This is a genomic window from Lysinibacillus sp. NPDC097279, assembly GCF_044761745.1.
GTDB lineage: Bacteria > Bacillota > Bacilli > Bacillales_A > Planococcaceae > Lysinibacillus.
Map to the genome: position 1 here is coordinate 171,209 of NZ_JBIWDA010000004.1, position 19,693 is coordinate 190,901.

Consider the following 19,693-nt stretch of genomic DNA (forward strand, 5'->3'; position numbering starts at 1 on the left):
TAACAAGTATTTAGAGAAGAAGAAACGGAGGAAAAAAGGATGAAATGCAGTAAGCTAAAGAGAAAAAGCAAATTACTAATTATTGTCATTGCTTTAATAGGGTTCTACGTAGGAGCATACCAGTTCAATCAAAAAAACGAGGACAAAGAGATCTTTGAACGCTCACCAGTCTTTATAGATTCTCCAATAGAAGCACCAACTATAACAGGTCATTCCGCAATCTTATTGAATGCATCTACGGAGGAGATTTTAATGGAACAAGATGCGGATATCCCTTTTCCAGTCGCAAGCATGTCCAAATTGATGACAGAGTATATCGTACAGAAGCAAATTAATAATGGCGTTATGGAATGGGATGATCAGGTTGTAATGTCACACAGTGCCAACAATATAGACTCCCGAGCGGTTAAAATTTATGTCAAAGACAATGATGTTTTAACAGTACGGGATTTATATAGTGCAATGGTTATTCACTCTGCAAACAACGCTACCATTGCCTTGGCTGAGCACATAGCAGGATCAGAAAAAAAATTTGCAAAGTTAATGAATGATACAGCTAAAAAGATGGGTCTATCTTCCAAAACAAGCTTTGTAAACTCTACAGGATTATCTAATATCGATGGTTCTGAAAATGTTATGACAGCAAAAGATGTTGCATTACTAGCCAATCAATTATTACATGATTACCCTGATGTAATTGAAACAACCAAACTGCTTGAATACAAATTAGCATACGATGGGACAACCTTTAAAAATTCAAACGCTATGCTATATCCCGAAAATCACGATTTATATTTTAAACAGGTGGATGGATTAAAAACAGGTTTTACTGAAACTGCCGGATATTGTTTTACAGGAACTGCACAAAGTGGGGATACACGACTTATTTCGGTCGTAATGGGAACAAAAAGTGATGATGCTCGATTTCTTGAAACACATAAGTTACTTACATTTGGATTTGAGCATTTTTAAAAACGACAAACTAGAGAAAATTAAAAGAGGCGGTCAGAAGCACTGTCCACTTCCAACTGCCCTTAAAAATTTTCTTGATAACAGAACTAATTAGAACGTTATTAAACAATATCTCGTTGTGTTCATCGGATATTTGTGTTTCCAAACTAGATATGTCTTATCCCCTCCTATACGACTGCGCATCAATTCTTATACTTAAGTAATTCTTTCGTTAATCTATCTACTTCCTAAATTATTTGTTAATAACATAGTCACTGGAACTGATGCGAAATCATATGTTCCAAATGTTTATCTTAAAATGCTTTTATTTATTTGTTTGCGGACTCCATTTTATCATTCGTTTAGCAATTGAAAATTGGTTGAACTTTTTATTAGAAGGAGGATAAAATTTTATGAAAAGTATTATTTCCTTATTAGTAGCAGTAGTAATTGTCATGACGATGGGAATACAAACAGGATTTAGTCAGACCGAGCAATCTGGGCTTAAAGCTAATGTCAAGCTAACAGTTGACCAATCCCTTCTTTCCATCACTGAAGAACGTACGTTAAAAGTAAAAGTAGATTTTGGTAGAACTGTAGACCTCAATAAACTAAAGTGGACATTCGGAGGAAAAGAATTTTCTGAGTGGAAGCAATGGGATAATGAAGCTGAGGAATATAGCGGTGAGTCGTTTATATCGATTGTGAAAAAACCTAGATTTTCTGGAAGCTCCACTGTCATCGAAGCTGAATTTAAATTTGGTCTACCTTATGGAACGACAGATTTATCTCCAAGAACAATCCGTATTCTTTATCCTGAATTGATAGGGGAATACGAACTTGAAGCAATAGATTTACAATCAAAGGAATCGGCATCAACAACATTGAAACTGAATGTCTACAATGAATATTTGAAATATGAAGAGATGAAGCCGACTATAGAGGATGTGTTTTCAAAAGCGCGTGAAGGTCGTTATTTAGCATATAAGACGCTTGGTAAATCCACTGAAGGTCGCGATCTTCATTTTGTAATGATAGCAAAGGACAAAATGGCAATCGACAAATATTTAAATGAAACACTACCTACTGCCCTTGAAAATCCTACAGAGCTATTAAAGAAACTTGAAAATGGCACGATTGGTGATTATCAGGTTCCAATTTGGTTTAATAATATTCATCCAGATGAGATTGAGGGTGTTGATGCTCAAGTAGAATTGCTAAAGAAGTTTGCGCTTGAGGATGAAGTGTCGTTCAAGACGACAGATGAACAAGGCATTAAACAGGACGTGAAATTGAATATAAATGAAGTACTTGATCATGTCATTATACTTTTGAACTTTACCCATAATCCAGATGGCCGCGCTAAAAATAAGAGGCATAACGCTGAAGAATTTGATTTAATTCGTGATAATGCCTTTCAAACACAAGTAGAGACGATTGCTGTCAATCAAGAATTAGCAAAATGGACACCATTGTCCTTTATTGAATTACATGGCTACATTGAAGACTTTATCATCGAGCCCGGAACACCACCTCATAATCCAAATTACGAATATGATTTGCTAGCTGAAAGTATGGTTAATCAGGCACATGCGATGGGACGTGCTGGTGTGGCTAATTCAAAGATTGAATCTTATACAATTCCACAGCTCGATTACGGCATTGGCTGGGATGATTTTACACCGTCTTATACGACGAGTTTTGCTATGCTTCATGGTTCTCTCGGACATATAATCGAGGTACCCACATTAAGTCAGGATTCACTTTATGCTGCCCTTTATGTTGGAATTGGTGCAATAGATTTTGTTGTAAAACAGAAGGATGAGCTTTTTAAGAAGCAGCTGATGCTGTTCAAACGCGGAATTGATGGTGAGGATAACCGCGAAGTCGATAAATGGTTTGTTAATTCAAAGGGCGAAGAAATCGGCCGAAATCGTGGGGAACATCCGAACTTCTTCCCTGATTATTATGTAATTCCAAAGGATGGCGTATTGCAAAAAAATGCCCTTGAAGCGGCAAATATGATTGATTACTTGCTACGACATGGACTTAAAGTTGAGGAAACAACTGAAACTGTTTCCATTAATGGTGTTCCTTACCCAGTAGGAACATATGTTATACCAATGAAACAAGCTAAGCGCGGTCTCATTAATGCAATTCTATACCCTGGTGAAAATCTCTCCGATTGGGAAGTTACAAATGATAAAATCGTTGTAAATTTCCCAGCATTACATGGCTTCGATTGTATAGAGGTTCGTCAAGTAAACGCATTCAAGGATAAAACAAAAATTGTAACAGTCAATCAAAAGCCTAAAACGACGATTCAAGCAAAAGTCGATTCTTATATCATTTCCAATTCAAATAATGATGCCATCAAAGTCGTAAATGAATTGCTTCAAGACGGCAAAAAAGTAAAGCTTGTTCTTAAAGATGCTGGTAATATTCAAACTGGTGATTTTCTTGTGCGAACAAAAGATTTGCTTGCCTATGTAAATAATTATTCATTAGACGTTATTCCATCAGAGGGTTCACTTGAAACTATAGCGCTAACGCAACCCAAAATTGCTGTATTAGGGACAGCCTATAGCAGATTTGTAATTAAAGAGCTTGGATTCCCAGTTGTTAACGTAAAAGAAGCAGATATTATCTTTGATGATGCTGGACAAGTCACAAAAGAAATTTTGCGTGATAAAGCATATATTGGTGTAGGACAAGAAGCACTCTACACCATCAAGGAAGCCGGTTTTCTTCAGGGCTATGATTATCATGAAGGAAATAATTGGTACGAAGGATTATTACAAACTAATGTTAAAAAAAGTTTGTATACGGCTGGCTATGAAGCAAAAGAACCTTTTTACGTATCGTCAGGCTCTTGGATCACAGCTGTACCGGATGAAGCAGATGTACTTATAAAGGTTGCAGATAATAACCATTTTATTGCTGGTTTTTGGCCTGGATTTGAGGAAGCACAAGGTAAAATTCTTGCATTTACAACCTACTATGATGATCAACCATTTACTTTATTCGCAAACGATCTAACTTTTCGCGCACATTCAAAGAGCAGTTTCCGCTTGCTAGCTAACAGCTTTTTTATCACATCGATAAGTGCTAATTAACTCAATACTGGTCAGACGATTTATCTGAATTGGTTTTCCAACAAAAAATTGTTTAATTTTATAATGAAACAGATAACTAAATTAAAGTTGTCTGTTTCTAATTAATGTAGTCATAGGTATTTTGTGCTTATTTTAAGCGTTATTTTCCACCATAAATTTATAATCCAGTTTTTACATTGCTGTAAAGTTTGCAACGCTCCAATATATTCCCCATTTATTTTTTATAAAATTAACTTCGCTTCATCAGAGCTTAGGTATTCTAACTTGTTCCTACTTAAGCCTTGCTAACTGTTAAATACATAGAAAGTCACTATCTTCTAATATATATTTTATATAACTCCTTTAGCAAAAATATATTATCCATGTTAAAATCTGGTCATTATAATGAATGTATCACTATTAAAGGAGGAACTTGAATGGAGTTTAATAAACTTGGCAATAGCGGATTATCTGTAAGCAAGATTGCATACGGTAACTGGATCAATCATGGTGGCAAAGTAGATGAAGATACTGCAAATGAATGTGTGAAAGCAGCACTAGATGTCGGTATCACCACATTCGATACTGCAGATGTTTATTCAGAAACAAAAGCTGAAGAAATACTTGGCCGTTCTTTAAAAAGTATACGACGGGAGAGCATTGAACTTTGTACAAAGGTGTGCCATCCCACTGGCAACGGGCCAAATGATAGAGGTTTATCACGAAAACACATTTTAGAAAATTGTAATGCCTCTTTACGTAGGTTACAGACTGATTATATTGATGTCTATTATGCACATAGATTCGACCCAACTACACCTCTTGAAGAGACAATGTTAGCCTTCGCAGATCTTGTTAGACAAGGTAAAGTTCTATATATCGGGGTAAGTGAGTGGACATCTGAACAAATTACACATGGAGCAGCACTTGCACGGGAATTGAAGATTCCGCTTATTGCAAGCCAACCCCAATATTCGATGCTATGGAGAGTCATCGAAACCGATGTAATCTCAACCTGTCAACGCGAGGGACTAGGACAAGTAGTATGGTCGCCTTTAGCACAAGGCGTTCTTACAGGAAAATATTTACCTCAACAACCAATACCAACTCAATCCCGTGCTAATTCTTCTGCTGGCAAACCATTTTTCGATAAACTTGCACATCGTTGGATGAACGACAATGTTCTAACGGCAATCCAAAACCTCAAACCTATCGCACAAGAAATTGACCTTTCCCTCGCGCAACTCTCAGTAGCTTGGGTACTACAAAATCACAATGTTTCCTCAGCAATTATTGGGGCTTCTAATCCAGAACAGGTAAGAGAGAATGCCATAGCTGCTCGTATTAAACTAGAACCTGAAATAATGCAGCAAATTGATAACGTACTAGAAGGCCTCGTTGAGTATGATCCAAGTAAAACAGGTTGAGTTACGAACAATTCTTGATGATTGGACTACCCATCCCATGTGGATGGGCTTTTATGCTTCGTGATTATATTGCAAAGGCGTATAAACCTCTCTAACAACTTGTAAGAAATGTTCTGCTACTGTAGATTTTTCATCTTTTCTCCAGCCAACATAGAGATTAACTTTTGGTGTGGTCTCTTTGATTTTCTTATAAAGCACACCCGGACGTTGATAACTTTCCACCGACGAAGGAACGACAGAAACGCCCATGCCAGTTGCAACCAAATTAACGATTGTATGCATTTGAATAGCTTCTTGAACAACATTTAAATTTACGCCGTGCTCCCAAAAGTAGCTACTAATTAAATCGTAAAAATTGGAGCCCATATGACGCGGAAACAATATAAAAGGTTCACCAATTAACAATTGGACTGGAATGTCAGGTAATGTCGCGAAAGGATGATTTTGATGTAAAACTACTCTTAATGATTCTTCCGAACAAACTTCAGAAGAGAGTATCTCGTTGTTTTGTTTTGAGCGAATAAATCCAATATGAATTTGTTTCTCATAAAGTGCCTTTAATTGCTGCTCCGTTGTCATTTCACGCAATATAAGACGGACTTTTGGAAAGCGTTCTCGAAATAGATTTAGCACTTCTATAACAATATTTGTAGAATCAACAAATCCAATTATTAAATTTCCCATTTTACCTTCAGCTGCAAGTTGCGTTTCCTCAATTGTTCTTTCTAATTGCAACAGGGTTTGTTGAGATCCTGCTAAAAATATTTTGCCAGCATCCGTCAGTTCAACCATTCTTTTTGTTCGGTAAAAAAGTTGCACGCCCAATTCTTCTTCTAATTTACGAATTTCTTGGCTTAAAGGAGGTTGTGCCATTCTAAGACGTTCTGCTGCACGACTAAAATTCAATTCTTCTGCCACCATTATAAAATAGCGAATCTTCCTAATATCGATTTTCACGCACCCCTTCCAAAAATCCAATAAACAACTACTTCATTCGATTTTAACATAATATCCCATTAGCATTTCCCCTTAATGATCCCCTCGAAGTTACCAAAAATAAAATAAGTATATCCTTGCCATAATGGCAAAAATACACTTAATTTTTATGAAAAGAAATGACTATCTTCGTAACGATTAACAAAGCGTAAATGGCTCTTCCTCTACCTTACTGCTTCTATAAAAACAATAACTTTTGCCTTTACGCTTTCGTATCAAATAATTACGCTCCATTAAATAATGCACGAAGGTAATCACTTGAATAAAAGCTGCTCCTCGAAGCTCTACAGGCTTATGTGCATACACCTGATTCGTAATTTCCTGTGCTGAAGCACCTTCTTCAGGTATTGCATTTAAAATTTGCTGACATTTGTCAGTATAGTGTGCCATTAATCGTGATACCCGCTCATTAAAGTCTTCAATTTGTGTCCCATGGGCATGCAATGCATCATGAATTTTTAATTGACCTAAGCTTTCAAATGTCGCCAAATATAAGGCGAGCGGATTTTGCATTTTTGTTGAAGGCATAACAATCGGGTTAATAATTTCTAATAAATGATCCCCTAAAAATAAAACGCCAGCCTCTTTTTCATAAAAACAATAATGATCTGCCGAGTGACCTGGTGTCCAAATTGGCTGCAAATTAAAGGTTTCACTTTCAATCATTTGATGCTCCGAAAAAATAACATCGACATGTACTTGAAATGGTTCGTAACGATTAAATACCGCTGATGCCGCTTTATCTTGCACCATCCCATAATCAGCTAGAAAAGATAAACTGCCATCGTCGGTAATGCCGTTTTCAAATCGTTCCCGTCTGATTGTTAATTCCTCGTAACTTCGTTGAGACATCCAAATAGTTGCCTCATACTCATCTTGGAGCCATTTTGCCAAACCAAAATGATCAATATGCAAATGTGTGATGAGCACACGGTTAACTTTACGTTCACCAATTACCTGCCGCCATATTTCTTTCGACTCGACTGTATCGTCACCTGTATCAATAATTGTAATACCAGATGGTTCTTCAATTACATAGCAATTAACACTGCGTAAATCATAAGGTATAGGCAATGTAACCATTTGCCAATTTAAACGTTTTTGATTTTGCATCTTTCCACCTCTACTTAATTATTCTATTATTCTGTCTTTTTATGTTAAGATAATAGCACTTCTTATGGAAAGGAGCCAACTTATGGTACAACAAATCGATTTATTTATTTATAATGCCGTTATCGTAACGCAATCAAAATCTGTACCAATCGCTACAAGTATGGCCATTCATAACGGAAAAATCATCGCTTTATTTGGACATAATGATTGTTCACCCTATCGAGCTATAATAAGTATTGATGCACAGCAAAAAGTGATTTTGCCTGGTTTCATCGATGCACATTGTCACTTACAAGCGATGGTTAGCGAGCAGTTTAATATACATATACCGACCTTATACAAAACGAAAGAGACGCTTTTTGCCTATCTTCGTGAGCAAATATCGCACATTCCAACTGGAAATTGGGTTCGAATTAATGGCTATCATCCTTATCATTTCCCGCAAATAGAGCCTTTCACTATGGCGATGCTAGATGAGCTTTCTACAGAACACCCAATCCGTTTACGTTATGTAACACGACATACTTCTGTGTTAAACAGCAATGCCTGGGACTATTTTAAACATGCTTTAGAAAGTCACTCTAAAGAAGGCATTCATTTGGAGCTAAATTCTTTTGGACAGCCTACAGGTATTATTCATGGAGCCGACGCTTTCCTAAACGAATTTGTATTACCGAAATTACCTGAAGCGCAGTGGTTAGCTGGTATAAAAACTTTACAATCAAAACTTCTATCTTTAGGAATTACCACTGTTTGTGATGCATCTGCCACGACATCCGCTTCGCAGCTTACAATATGGAAAAAAGCGGCTCAACACTTTTGGAAAATTCCCGTTCACTGGATGACAGGTAGCGCTCACTTTGATGATCTTGCAAATCATCTTCAACCTATACCAATATTTAAACGCAACGCCTTAAAAATTGTATTGGAGACAATGCCAGAAATTTACCCTCATCAAGATACCGTTGTACACATGATGAAACAAGCATTTCTCGCAAATAGCCCAGTGGCAATTCATGTTGTTAATCCTGAAATGGTTTGGCATGCCATTGATGCTTTACAAACAGTACGTCAGCAACTCCCTGAAATAAAAGGAATTTGCCGCTTTGAACATTTGAGTTTATGTCCCGAAGCTTTTTTTGAGATGTTACATGAAAATCAAATACAAGTCGTCACAAATCCTCCGTTTATCGACGTTCATGGTGATCGCTACATACAGCAAGTAGACGGCAGTGAGCACAGTTGGCTTTATCCAGTGCATTCTTTACTACAACGCGGTATAACAGTTGCAGCTGGTTCAGATGCACCTGTCGCCCCTATCTCCCCTTGGCTTGGCATGCATGCGTCATGTACAAGGCAAAGTAAGGATGGCTTGCCAGTCAATATGCAAGAGGCTGTTTCAAGACAGGAAGCTCTTAATCTTTATACAACCCAAGCCGCTTTCGTTATTGGTGAACAACAACGAATAGGTCAACTTGCACCAGGCTATGACGCTAATTTTATTATTGTGGAACAGCATCCCTTAAACTGTACATTGGCTCAGCTTCGAAATATGCAAGTATTAGAGACGTGGATTGCTGGTGAGCGACTTTATCATTCTTTATAACAAATATTGTAATTCGTACAATAACTATATATAATAAATAGTTAATTGCTATAATCGCAATTTTCAAAAAACGTAAAGGTGTGAAAACCATGGATAATACAAAAACCGTCCACCGATTAAGTACTGTGGATAATGCCATCTCATTACTCACATTATTTTTAAAATACAAATCCATTGGGCTTGTTGATATTGAGCGTGAACTAAAAATTAGTAAAACAGCGGCATTTCGTTTAGCTGCCACTTTAACTGACCGTGGCATGCTTTTAAAAAATTCGGATAGTAAAACGTATCAGCCAGGGCCAATTATTTTCCAAATCGTCAATCGCTTTCATTCGCCAGATATTGTTTCGATTGCTCAACCGTACATGGTGGAACTAGCAGCTAAAACAAAAGAGTCTGTTTACTTATCAATACGCTCAGGTAATAAACATCTCTTTCTATCAGGTGTTGAGAGTGAGCATGCCTTAAAAGTAACTACGCCACTTGGGGAAGAATATGAATTATATTATGGCGCTATCGGCAAATTACATATGGCCTACATGTCGCCAAAAGATTTACAAACGTATTTTAATCGCACTACCTATATCCAACATACCGAAACTACACTTGATATTGAACTTTTTAAGCAACAGCTCTCCACCATCAAGCAAGACGGCTATGCCTGGAGCCTTGGTGAGCGAGCAGATGGTATGATTGGCGTTGCCGCGCCTATTTGGGGTAAAAGTGAAGAGCCTTTAGCGGCACTCACGATTCTCCTCCCGCTTGCCCGTTATCATGAGGACATCAAAGAACAGATGGAGAAAATTGTACAAGAATACACAGCAAAAATTACACAAGATTTTCTTGAACAACAACATTAGCCATTTGCGATGACCTTTTGCTTATAACATTCCTTAACAAGGGTTTGTTCAAATGCAAGCCCTTGCTCTAAAGATCGATCCATCCCACTAGAAATGAGCCGTTTAATTTGCTGTGCTGTTTTAGGATACGTCGTTATACGCTTCATAAAACGCATTACTTCATCAAATAAATGCTCTTCTGGAAAAATATCTGTGACAATTTGGCGAGCCTTCGCTTCCTCTGCCGATAAATAATAACCTTTCATCGCAAAATCTATCGCCCAACCATGTCTCATTAAACGGGGTAGGCTTTGTGTCCCTCCAGCGGCTGGTAACATCCCTAGCGCACATTCAGGCAACGATATTTTTGTTTTAGGTGCTGCAAAACGAAAGTCGCAAATCATCGCCATCTCTATTCCTGAGCCAACAGCAAAGCCATGCAAAATAGCGGCAATCGGCTTTGGACATCGGCGGAATTCCTCCCATATATCATGCTGAATCCGAATTTTCCGTTTCTCAATAACAGAAGGGATTGTGCCAAATTCCTTTAAATCGGCGCCAGCGCAAAATCCTTTGCCATTACCACGTAATATAACGCCATCGATTGTAGGGTCAGCTTGTACTGCTAAAATTTGTTCATACAATGCATCACGCATCGCCACACTAACGGCATTTAATTTTTCAGGATGATTCAATGTAATAATAGCTATATTTTCATCTCTCTCTAATAAAACGATTGATTCCATGTAATCGCCTCCTACTCCCCAATAAATTGTGGCTTGCGCTTCTCTAAAAATGCTTCAACACCTTCCATACGATCACGCGAAGTTTGTAATAATAAATAGACATCTAACTCTAAACGTAAGCCTTGCTCAAATGGTAGCTCACTTCCACGATATAAGCATTCCTTCGTATATTGTAATGATAAAGTAGAAAGTTCGCTTAGACGCAGTCCTTCAGTACATGCCGTTTGCCATAGCTCCTCACGTGGCACTTGTGTTGTAGCTAAACCTAGCGCCATCGCTTCTTGCGCATCTACAGTAGACTGACCAAGCAAGACATTCATCGCTGCACCTTTACCAATTAATCTTGGCAATCGCTGTGTAATGCCCCCTGCTGGTACTAATCCGTAAGCTAATTCAGGTACCGCAAATTGCACATCTTCCGCAATAATCCGAATATCTGCAATACAAGCAAAACTAAATGCTAATGATGTGCATTGCCCATGGATGGCAATAATAATTGGATATGGGAGCTTTGCCCATAGTTCAAGTACGTCTGTTGCAAGACTTACTGTCTGATATTGCTGTGGAACATCTTCCTCTGAAATTGCAGGGAGTCTACTACCAATTGAAAACTCATCTGCACTTGAACCGACAACAACTACCTTAATATTCGTTGCATCACGCAAATAAATAGCGATATCTCGCAACTCTTGAATAAAGGGTGCATGCCATTCATTTTGTGTTTTACTGTCTACTAGTTGTATGTAGGCAATGCCTTGCTGTTGGGTTATATTGATAAATTGATAATTCATAATGTATCCCTCTTTTCTTTGGAATAATGTGACTTGTAAAAAGCAGTATGCTCACCAAAATAAGGAGCTCTTTCTTTCTGATCGTGCCATGAACTTAGTGTTTCTTCTATTATATTGTCATCACAGTTATTCATTGTGTTGTCACACGATGCATCCGAAGTAGGCTCATAAGGAACCCACGCAACCAGCGTCGCTACTTCATATTGCGAGACATCAATCATATAAGCCGCATACGTTGTCGTTTGTTCATACAAAGCAAGAGCAATCGAAAAGGCACCGATAACACCTGCCAACATATCACTAATAGAAAACAGAGGTAGCGTATGTGTCCCTGTATGATCTACTGTTTGTGCGACGATTCCACCCATTGACTCCAATGTTGAGCCATAGCCTACATAATCTCGAAAAGGTCCTGTTTGCCCAAATGCGGATAACGATGCATGAATAATTGTTGCATTGTGTAGCTGTAGTACATCATCAGTCAAGCCAAAATTCCCCATTACGCGTGGGCTAAAATTATTTACGACAATATGGCTGTCTTCTATGAGATGTAATAGAACCTCTTTATCTGCTTCCACATTCAAATCTAGAACGACTGATTTTTTATTGCGATTTAGCTCTTCAAAAAAAGGAGTTGATCCCGACTTACCGCGTATGCCATCTGGACGATGGGGCGCTTCGATTTTAATTACTGTCGCTCCTAAATCCGCAAATAAACGTGTACAATATGGGCCAGCCCACATCGCTGTCATATCCACCATTTGCAACGCCTTAAAACTGGTAAAAGAAAAGGACTGGTTTGCTGCCAGCCCTTTTGACATAATCCATGGGGAACGGATGATGCGTTGTTGTTCAATAAAACCTCGACTTTTATGTTGGGGACATTGTATTACTTCCTGATGCGATTGGACACTAGCAAAAGGTAATCTAAACGTTTGCCCGAGTGTCATTAGCTCTTGCCGTAACTGACTGGAACTCCACTTACTTAGTGAAGCCTCGATTGTGCTTTTTTGCAACCGTCGTTCCAATTGTGTTGTACAAGTTGGTAAATCTACTTGTGCCCAACGGGTTAAAAATGCCCACTGTTCATCACTAGGCGCACCAATGAACAGTGGACCATCCACAGCAGGGGTTAGCATCATCGGCACAATCTCTTGTTCTTCTTTTGTAAACAGGCGACCATGTAGAGCACTCGCTAAAATGGAGGCAACATGTACAACTACTGTGGTATCGCGCTGCCCTTCAAGTAACTGACAAACTGAAACAAAAGCAATATGAGCTGCCACTAATATGGAGGCGGGGAAACCTCCGATGGCAATAGAAGGGGATGATTCTTGCTCACTTTCCTTAAGCCAGCCAGCTTTCACTTGTAGTTCACGCTCATCACCTGTTTGAAAAGATTGAAAGTTAATGAATAGTGTGACTGCCTGTGGAAAACACGCTGCTCTCCACTTACGATCATCCGTTAGCACAATATCCCATTCACTCTCTGTTTGTACCGATGATGTAAGCACCTTCTGTGAATCACAAAAGAAAGGTTGCTTCACACTTACTTTTTCGACATATGCTCCTTGCTGCCGTAATAATTCAGCAGCATAACTCGTTGCAAGCGTTGTTGAAAGTTCTAGTATTCGACAGCCCTTAAGTGTTTGCTGCTTCATCATACGACCTCCTATCTTAGTCCGCTGTCGGTAATGCGACGGGTTTTTTCACCTGCATATTTTTATCGCAACATTGTACTGAACCTTCACCGGATTTGATGCACATTACTTCACTCCCGCATTCCAAACATTCAAAGCGTTTTCCTAATTGATTCGCCATCGTACATCACTCCTTACTTTTTCTCACTAATCTTTTGCCCACAGCAAGTTAGTTGTCCTTCACCGATTTTCATAATAATGAACTCACTTTGACATTTTGGGCATGTGAATTTCGTACCGATTTTAATAGTCATTTACGCTCCCTCCCTTTAGCTAAGCATTTGACTGCCGATAATATTTTTTTCTAGCAAGCGATTATAATCTTCCTCTGAAAGTTGTAATAACTCCTTAAATACATATTCATTATCCTGACCAAGTAATGGCGCGGGTGCTTTATGTAAAACACGTTCATTGTTCCATTTAATTGGCCAAGACGGATATAGATGTGTTCCTACATACGCGCGTGTTACTTCTTGAAACATATTTTTTAAAAATGGATCATGCTCCATTTCATGCACTTCCAATACAGGACCTGCTGGCACACCGACTTTTTGGAGGCGTGATGCAATTGCATGATGTGTTTCATGCTGCGTCCACTTCGAAATAATAGCATCCAATTCATCATGTGCTGCTATGCGCCCTGCTACTGTCTTGAAACGCTCATCCTCTACTAGTGATTGCGCATTCATTTCTTGGCATAAATTTTGCCATTCCTCATCTGAAGTAATGGAAATCGCAACCCAACTATCTTTGCCTTTAGTACGGTATACACCTTGTGGGGCAATTCCTGGCTGACGATTGCCTACACGACTCCAATTTTCACCATTCAATATAAAGTCTGCAATAGGTGCACCCATGTAATTCACACAGCCTTCATTTTGCGCAAGCTCAATTTCCTGTCCCTCACCAGTACGATCGCGATGCTCTAATGCAATTAACAAGGCTGCCGCCGCATGAAAGCCTGCTAATACATCTGCAACGCCAAGTACAGTCATCGGTTTACCATCTTGGTAACCATTTAATTGTGCAATACCCGATAACATTTCAAATGTATACGCAAACCCAGGTTGGTCACGATATGGCCCTGTTTTCCCGTAGGCTGGCATCGAAAGCATAATCACATCTTTCTTATACTTAGATAGCACGTCATATGTTAAATGAAAGTTTTCCATCACACGTGGTGTATAGTTTTCAATAACAATATCGCATTTTTCCATCACCTTTTTAAAATACGCTTTTCCCTCTTCATCATTTAAATTAAGCGTTGCACCTAATTTATTATGATTGGCAGCGTTAAATTGTGGACCAAACTCCCACCAATCTTCCTTCGGGGAAGTTAACATAAAACGGAAGCCATCTGGTGATTGAATAGATTCCAACTTTATAATTTCCGCACCAAGTGCACCGAGATAAGATGTACACATTGGGCCTGACCACCACATCGACAAATCTAAAATGCGTACTCCCTTTAATGGTTGATGCATATGATTTCACCCTTTCTAAACTTGTGTACTTTTATCATAAAATGCTTTGAATGCTTTTTCGTTATGCTCACCTAGCAATGGTGCACTTGTACGAATCGACCAAGGTGTTTTCGACATTCGGAAAGGCGCACCAGGTTGCTTCATAATACCAAGCTCTGGATGATTGACCTCGACGAAAAATTCACGTTCTACATACTGATCTAAGGATAGTAAGTCTTCAAAAGTCGGAACAAGCGTTACAGGTACACGCCATTCATTACCTAATGCAAGCACTTCTTCCGTCTTATGCTCCATTAAAAATGCATCAAGCCGTGCTTGGAAAATATCCTTATGCATTAAGCGCTGAGGTAACGTTGTAAAACGCTCATCTTCTACCCAATCATACGCCTCAATCATAAAGCAGAACCCTTGCCAATGTTGACCTGTCAAAACACTTATGCCGACATGCCCATCCTTACATTGTTCAATGCCTGGCAGCATAACATATCGTCCCTCATACTTAAAAACACTTGTCGGATAAGAATTTTGAACAGTTGGATAGGAACGCTGTAATAAACCCATTTCTGCGATGGATATATCTAAATGTGCACCTATTCCCGCTACACGTGCTCCTCGACATGCCGCAATAGCGGAGGATGCGGCAAATGTACCAGTGATATACTCTAAAATACGTAATTGTCCTGCTGCACGTACTGGCTCTCGATTCGGCTCACCAACTGAAGATAAAAAACCACTCATCGCCTGCGTAATAATCTCCGTCGCCTTATAATGTGCAAATTCTCCCTGTTGCCCAAAGTTTGTAATCGATACCATGACAAGCTTAGGATTAATCGCCTTTAACGTTTCATAATCTAAGCCTAGTCGCTGCATCACACCAGGTGCAAAGTTTTCAACAAGTAAATCCATATCCTTCACTAATTGCTTTATAATACGTATACTTTGCTCGGATTTTAAATCGAGTGTAATACTTTGTTTATTATTATTTAAATAAGCAAATAAACCGCTCGCATTTAAATTTTCCTCATTATTTTTAAAGGGACCCGCTGCTCTTGATGGATCTCCTGTTTCAGGACGTTCCACTTTAATGACTTCAGCCCCATAATCCGCCAATATTTTGGTACAATACGGTCCTGCAATATGCCACGACAAATCGAGTACTTTCAGATGTGTTAATGCAGTTTGTGTCATCTACTCCCCCCCTTACATACTAGATACTTTTGAAGGTTCTTCTTGCTTTATGGACAACCATTCACCTAGATTGTGCAGATGAACTTCTGATGAACCAAACGCTAGCTGTTGCCCTTTGAAGCGACGGTAACAAAACTGTAATGGGTAGTCATAATCAATCCCCATTCCACCGTGCAGTTGATGTGCACCTGTTACTACTTTTTGCCCTTCCTGGCTAAGCCAAGCTTTTGCAATGGCTACTTCTGTTTTTGCATCTTTGCCTTCTACTAATCTTGAAAAGGCATGAAAGGCTGCTAGACGACCACCTTCAACAATTGTTAACATATCCGACATGCGATGTTGAACCGCTTGGAACGAACCGATCGGTACATTAAATTGATGACGCTCCTTCACATAATCAGATGTAATATCAACTGCTCGGCTGAGTACACCTGTCATTTCAATAGATTTTAAGGCAGTCGCAAATGTTAGCATGTCGCTTGCTACATGGAACCCTTCTCCAGCCTTTCCGACGATTTGCTCCACGCTTACTTCTACATGATTGAACTGCACTTCACATAAACCGTCTGCACTAATCGTTGGAATGTCTTTCACTTCAATTCCTTTTGTAGCCGTATCAATAAGGAACACTGTCAAACCTGCTTCTGACCCAACAGCACCCTGATCTGTACGTGCTACGACAAATAGTTTTTCAACTGACTGTGCAAATGGAACAAATAACTTCGTACCATTTAACACATATTTGTCGCCTGCAAAAACCGCTTCTAGCGTCAAATGCTCCAATTTGTTATGAGCATGTGGCTCTGCAATCGCATAGCTGACCTTTTGTTCACCACTTGTAAATGCAGAAAGCAAAGTTTCCTTTTGTGTCTCCGTACCATGTGTAAGTACTGGCATGACACCACTTACGATTGTGGAGAAGAAAGGACCTTGGAATAAGCCCCAACCCGCTTCCTCCATGACAATCGCTAAATCTAAAAAGTCTCCATCAAAACCACCATATTGCTCTGGCACAACAAGACCGACAAAGCCCAGATCTACCAGTTCGTTATATAGCTTTTCTGAATAATGGTGTGGATTTTTTTCAAAAGCGTGTAGTTCCTCCAATGCACACTTCTCTTTAAAAAACTTGCGTGCAGTTTGTTTAAACTCTTTTTGAATATCATTTAAATGAAAATCCATTTACGACCCCTCCTCATATTTTTTTAAACTTAATAAGAGATAAGTCTTCATAGACCTGATCGTCTACGACTACTTCTACAGGCATACCAATTGCCAATTCATCTGGGGCAGCGTCCAGCATATTGCCGACAATTCTTGCACCATTTTCTAATTCAACTAATACTACTTCGTACGGTGTTTGAAATCCTGGGTGTACCGAACGGTGATACACAACATAAGAATAGATTGTTCCTTTCGTAGGCGCCTCTACCCATTCCAAGTCAAAACTATGGCAGTTATAACAAATAGGACGCGGTGGATGTAACACTGTACCGCACTTAGAGCATTGCTGAAAATGTAATTTCTTTGTTTCCTGAAGCTTTTGCCAAAACATTTCCGTATCTTCATTCATATTTGGCTTTGGTGTGCCAATACCCGTATATTGCACCATATTGTTTTACCCCTTCCTTAAAATGAGTCCACTTGTTGGAACACCTAAACCACCCGTAACAAGCACGTTTTCCACGTGATCAATTTGCGTTGTAGATGTTCCACGAATTTGACGGACACCTTCTGTAATTAAATTCATGCCATGTAAATAGCCTTCCGACATTAAACCACCTGCTGTGTTAATCGGTAACTCACCGTGACGATTAATTCTCGTACCGCCTTCACAATACGCAACCCCCTCACCTCGACTAACAAAGCCAAGTGCTTCAAGTTGCATCGGAATTAACGGACTAAATGCATCGTAAAACTGTGCCACATCAATGTCCTGCGGTGTAATACCAGCTTGCTGGAATAACTTTTTACCGTACGCTTCTACTTCATGTAAAAACGTAATTTCATCGCGGTAATAACTCGTCATCACTTCCCCATTTGTAGACATCCCTTGGCTCGCGCCAGCTATAATCGCTGGCTTTTGCCTTAATGCTTTAGCACGCTCTGGCGTTGTGACAATAACGGCAACCGCACCGTCCGTACTTAAACAGCAATCATGGCGACGTAATGGCTCGACATTAATTGGCGATTCTAAGTATTCCTCCATCGTCATTTTGCGATGATGAAATATAGCATTCGGATTGCGGTTCGCATTTTCACGATTAACTAACGGTGCCCACGCTAGCTGTCCATCCTTTATGCCATATTCATGAATGTAGCGGTTGGCAAACATCGCTACCCATGACACGGGTGTTAATAAGCCATAAGGATGATACATGCCCATGTGCAAATCTCCACTTACACGCGTTGGCTCGAAATCGCCATAACGCATCGGACCAGATGCATCACGAATGGACCGTACACAAACGACATAGTTCGCCATACCTGATGCGACAGCCGCGGCTGCACTGGCAACCGTGCCACAACTCGCACCACCACCATATGGAATTTGATTGAAGTAGCTTAAATTAGGAATGCCAAGTGCACGTACTATATCTATTTGAGTCGCACTATCCATCGTATAATTGACCATGCCATCGATTTCGTTAATAGCTAAACCCGCATCCTCTGCAGCAGCTAGAATCGCTTCAAGAGCCATTCGTAATTCCGTTCTTCCACAATTTTGACTAAATTCAGTTTGTCCAATTCCTACAATTGCTGCTTTCCCTTGAATCGTTTCCACACCTTTACCCCCTTGGTAATGCTAAAACGCCTTCTCCTAATGCGTGATAGCCTAGATTGTTTTTACCGACAAACTCAATCTCTACTAGCCATTCATTATTGTCCTCATACTTGTTTTTGACATGACCGCTAAAAACGAGCGTGTCATTCGGATAGTTCGGAACTGCCAATTTCAACGCAATTTTTTTCAACGTGCTTTCTGGCCCTGCCCAATCAGTTAAATACTTACCAACAAGACCGTTCGTCGTTAAAATATTCATAAAGACATCATCTGCGCCAGCAGCCTTTGCTGCCCTATGATCGTGATGGACGTTTTCATAATCATGCGTCGCTGCAATGGCACCGCCCACAACTAATGCTGCCGTTACCTCCCTAGAGGTAGGTGGCAATTCCGTTCCGACTTCAATGGCCTTCCACGTTATGCTTGCATATGTCGTCGCTTCCATTCCCATTCCTCCTATTCTTGCACTTGCGCTTGATACGATAAGATTGTAAATGACTGCTTACAGACAACCTCATTGCGCTGATTTAAAAAGGTATATAAAAATGTCGAGAAGTATCCTGGCCCACGTGCCGTTTGCTTCAACGGTGAAATTTCTTTTACGGACAGCGTATAACTAATGTCATCTCCAATTTTCATTGGCTCAAAATATTCTTGTACTTGCGCTGTCGCAACAATCGAAGAATAGCCATGCTCCTTTAATAAATCTACTAAGTTTTCCATTGAATTTTTTTCACGCTCTACTTTTGGCCAAAGTGGATTCATCGTATATACTTGCACCTGTGTTGGTGGTGCGATGATTTCCCCGTAGCGTGATGTCTTTGCATATGCGTCATCATGATAGAGTGGATTGGCATCTTCCATCACCTCACAATAATGGCGAATCATCGGACGGCACACTTCATCAGTGCCCTTTGTCACCTCTGATTCAATGCCAACGAGCGATTGTAGCATTTCTGTTGTTAATGACAT

The 19,693-nt window shown here is 39.6% G+C and carries 18 protein-coding genes; 5 read left to right on the forward strand and 13 right to left on the reverse strand.

The window, feature by feature from the left end; translation table 11 throughout:
* Positions 1 to 39: 39 nt before the first annotated feature.
* The 3 genes from ACIQ1H_RS16775 to ACIQ1H_RS16785 all read left to right on the forward strand — a co-directional run bounded on the left by ACIQ1H_RS16775 (position 40) and on the right by ACIQ1H_RS16785 (position 5,473).
* Positions 40 to 972, forward strand: coding sequence for a D-alanyl-D-alanine carboxypeptidase family protein (locus ACIQ1H_RS16775; RefSeq protein WP_402890240.1), 933 nt, complete (start codon positions 40 to 42; stop codon positions 970 to 972).
* A gap of 392 nt (positions 973 to 1,364) precedes the next feature.
* Positions 1,365 to 4,067, forward strand: a complete 2,703-nt coding sequence (locus ACIQ1H_RS16780; protein WP_402890242.1) for a M14 family metallopeptidase — start codon at positions 1,365 to 1,367, stop codon at positions 4,065 to 4,067.
* 416 nt (positions 4,068 to 4,483) lie between these two features.
* Positions 4,484 to 5,473: an aldo/keto reductase family protein gene (locus tag ACIQ1H_RS16785; protein ID WP_402890244.1), complete on the forward strand. Its 990-nt coding sequence runs from the start codon at positions 4,484 to 4,486 to the stop codon at positions 5,471 to 5,473.
* Between the two features lie 51 nt (positions 5,474 to 5,524).
* On the opposite strand, the gene ACIQ1H_RS16790 is transcribed toward ACIQ1H_RS16785, so the two are convergent.
* Together ACIQ1H_RS16790 and ACIQ1H_RS16795 are read right to left on the reverse strand one after the other, a co-directional pair.
* Positions 5,525 to 6,424, reverse strand: a complete 900-nt coding sequence (locus tag ACIQ1H_RS16790; RefSeq protein ID WP_402890547.1) for a LysR substrate-binding domain-containing protein — start codon at positions 6,422 to 6,424, stop codon at positions 5,525 to 5,527.
* 183 nt (positions 6,425 to 6,607) lie between these two features.
* Positions 6,608 to 7,582, reverse strand: a complete 975-nt coding sequence (locus tag ACIQ1H_RS16795; protein WP_402890245.1) for an MBL fold metallo-hydrolase — start codon at positions 7,580 to 7,582, stop codon at positions 6,608 to 6,610.
* Between the two features lie 82 nt (positions 7,583 to 7,664).
* Between ACIQ1H_RS16795 and ACIQ1H_RS16800 the strand changes: the two genes are divergently transcribed.
* Together ACIQ1H_RS16800 and ACIQ1H_RS16805 are read left to right on the forward strand one after the other, a co-directional pair.
* A complete protein-coding gene (locus tag ACIQ1H_RS16800) occupies positions 7,665 to 9,188 on the forward strand; it encodes an amidohydrolase (protein WP_402890247.1) in 1,524 nt (507 codons plus the stop codon).
* 89 nt (positions 9,189 to 9,277) lie between these two features.
* Positions 9,278 to 10,048, forward strand: coding sequence for an IclR family transcriptional regulator (locus ACIQ1H_RS16805; protein WP_402890249.1), 771 nt, complete (start codon positions 9,278 to 9,280; stop codon positions 10,046 to 10,048).
* On the opposite strand, the gene ACIQ1H_RS16810 is transcribed toward ACIQ1H_RS16805, so the two are convergent.
* The 11 genes from ACIQ1H_RS16810 to ACIQ1H_RS16860 all read right to left on the reverse strand — a co-directional run bounded on the left by ACIQ1H_RS16810 (position 10,045) and on the right by ACIQ1H_RS16860 (position 19,693).
* Positions 10,045 to 10,773 (reverse strand): enoyl-CoA hydratase/isomerase family protein, encoded by a 729-nt coding sequence (locus ACIQ1H_RS16810; RefSeq protein ID WP_402890250.1) that lies wholly within the window; start codon positions 10,771 to 10,773, stop codon positions 10,045 to 10,047. The genes ACIQ1H_RS16805 and ACIQ1H_RS16810 overlap by 4 nt on opposite strands.
* Before the next feature lie 11 nt (positions 10,774 to 10,784).
* Positions 10,785 to 11,564, reverse strand: a complete 780-nt coding sequence (locus tag ACIQ1H_RS16815) for an enoyl-CoA hydratase/isomerase family protein (RefSeq protein WP_402890252.1) — start codon at positions 11,562 to 11,564, stop codon at positions 10,785 to 10,787.
* Positions 11,561 to 13,228 carry a CoA transferase gene (locus ACIQ1H_RS16820; protein WP_402890254.1) on the reverse strand — a complete coding sequence of 556 codons (1,668 nt, stop codon included), beginning with the start codon at positions 13,226 to 13,228 and terminating at the stop codon, positions 11,561 to 11,563. Before ACIQ1H_RS16820 ends, ACIQ1H_RS16815 begins: the two co-directional genes overlap by 4 nt.
* A gap of 13 nt (positions 13,229 to 13,241) precedes the next feature.
* Positions 13,242 to 13,385: a hypothetical protein gene (locus tag ACIQ1H_RS16825; RefSeq protein WP_173479504.1), complete on the reverse strand. Its 144-nt coding sequence runs from the start codon at positions 13,383 to 13,385 to the stop codon at positions 13,242 to 13,244.
* Between the two features lie 148 nt (positions 13,386 to 13,533).
* On the reverse strand, positions 13,534 to 14,748 hold the full coding sequence (locus ACIQ1H_RS16830) for a CaiB/BaiF CoA transferase family protein (RefSeq protein WP_402890256.1): 1,215 nt from the start codon (positions 14,746 to 14,748) through the stop codon (positions 13,534 to 13,536).
* Positions 14,749 to 14,763: 15 nt separating this feature from the next.
* Positions 14,764 to 15,936 (reverse strand): CaiB/BaiF CoA transferase family protein, encoded by a 1,173-nt coding sequence (locus ACIQ1H_RS16835; RefSeq protein WP_402890257.1) that lies wholly within the window; start codon positions 15,934 to 15,936, stop codon positions 14,764 to 14,766.
* 12 nt (positions 15,937 to 15,948) lie between these two features.
* Entirely contained in the window at positions 15,949 to 17,118 is a 1,170-nt protein-coding gene (locus ACIQ1H_RS16840; protein ID WP_402890259.1) for an acyl-CoA dehydrogenase family protein, read from the reverse strand.
* Between the two features lie 13 nt (positions 17,119 to 17,131).
* Positions 17,132 to 17,548, reverse strand: coding sequence for a Zn-ribbon domain-containing OB-fold protein (locus ACIQ1H_RS16845; protein ID WP_402890261.1), 417 nt, complete (start codon positions 17,546 to 17,548; stop codon positions 17,132 to 17,134).
* A 6-nt stretch (positions 17,549 to 17,554) separates the two neighbouring features.
* Positions 17,555 to 18,721, reverse strand: coding sequence for a thiolase C-terminal domain-containing protein (locus tag ACIQ1H_RS16850; RefSeq protein ID WP_402890263.1), 1,167 nt, complete (start codon positions 18,719 to 18,721; stop codon positions 17,555 to 17,557).
* Positions 18,722 to 18,725: 4 nt separating this feature from the next.
* Positions 18,726 to 19,166, reverse strand: coding sequence for a hotdog family protein (locus ACIQ1H_RS16855; RefSeq protein ID WP_402890265.1), 441 nt, complete (start codon positions 19,164 to 19,166; stop codon positions 18,726 to 18,728).
* A gap of 11 nt (positions 19,167 to 19,177) precedes the next feature.
* Complete coding sequence (locus ACIQ1H_RS16860) at positions 19,178 to 19,693, reverse strand: FAS1-like dehydratase domain-containing protein (RefSeq protein WP_402890267.1); 516 nt, start codon at positions 19,691 to 19,693, stop codon at positions 19,178 to 19,180.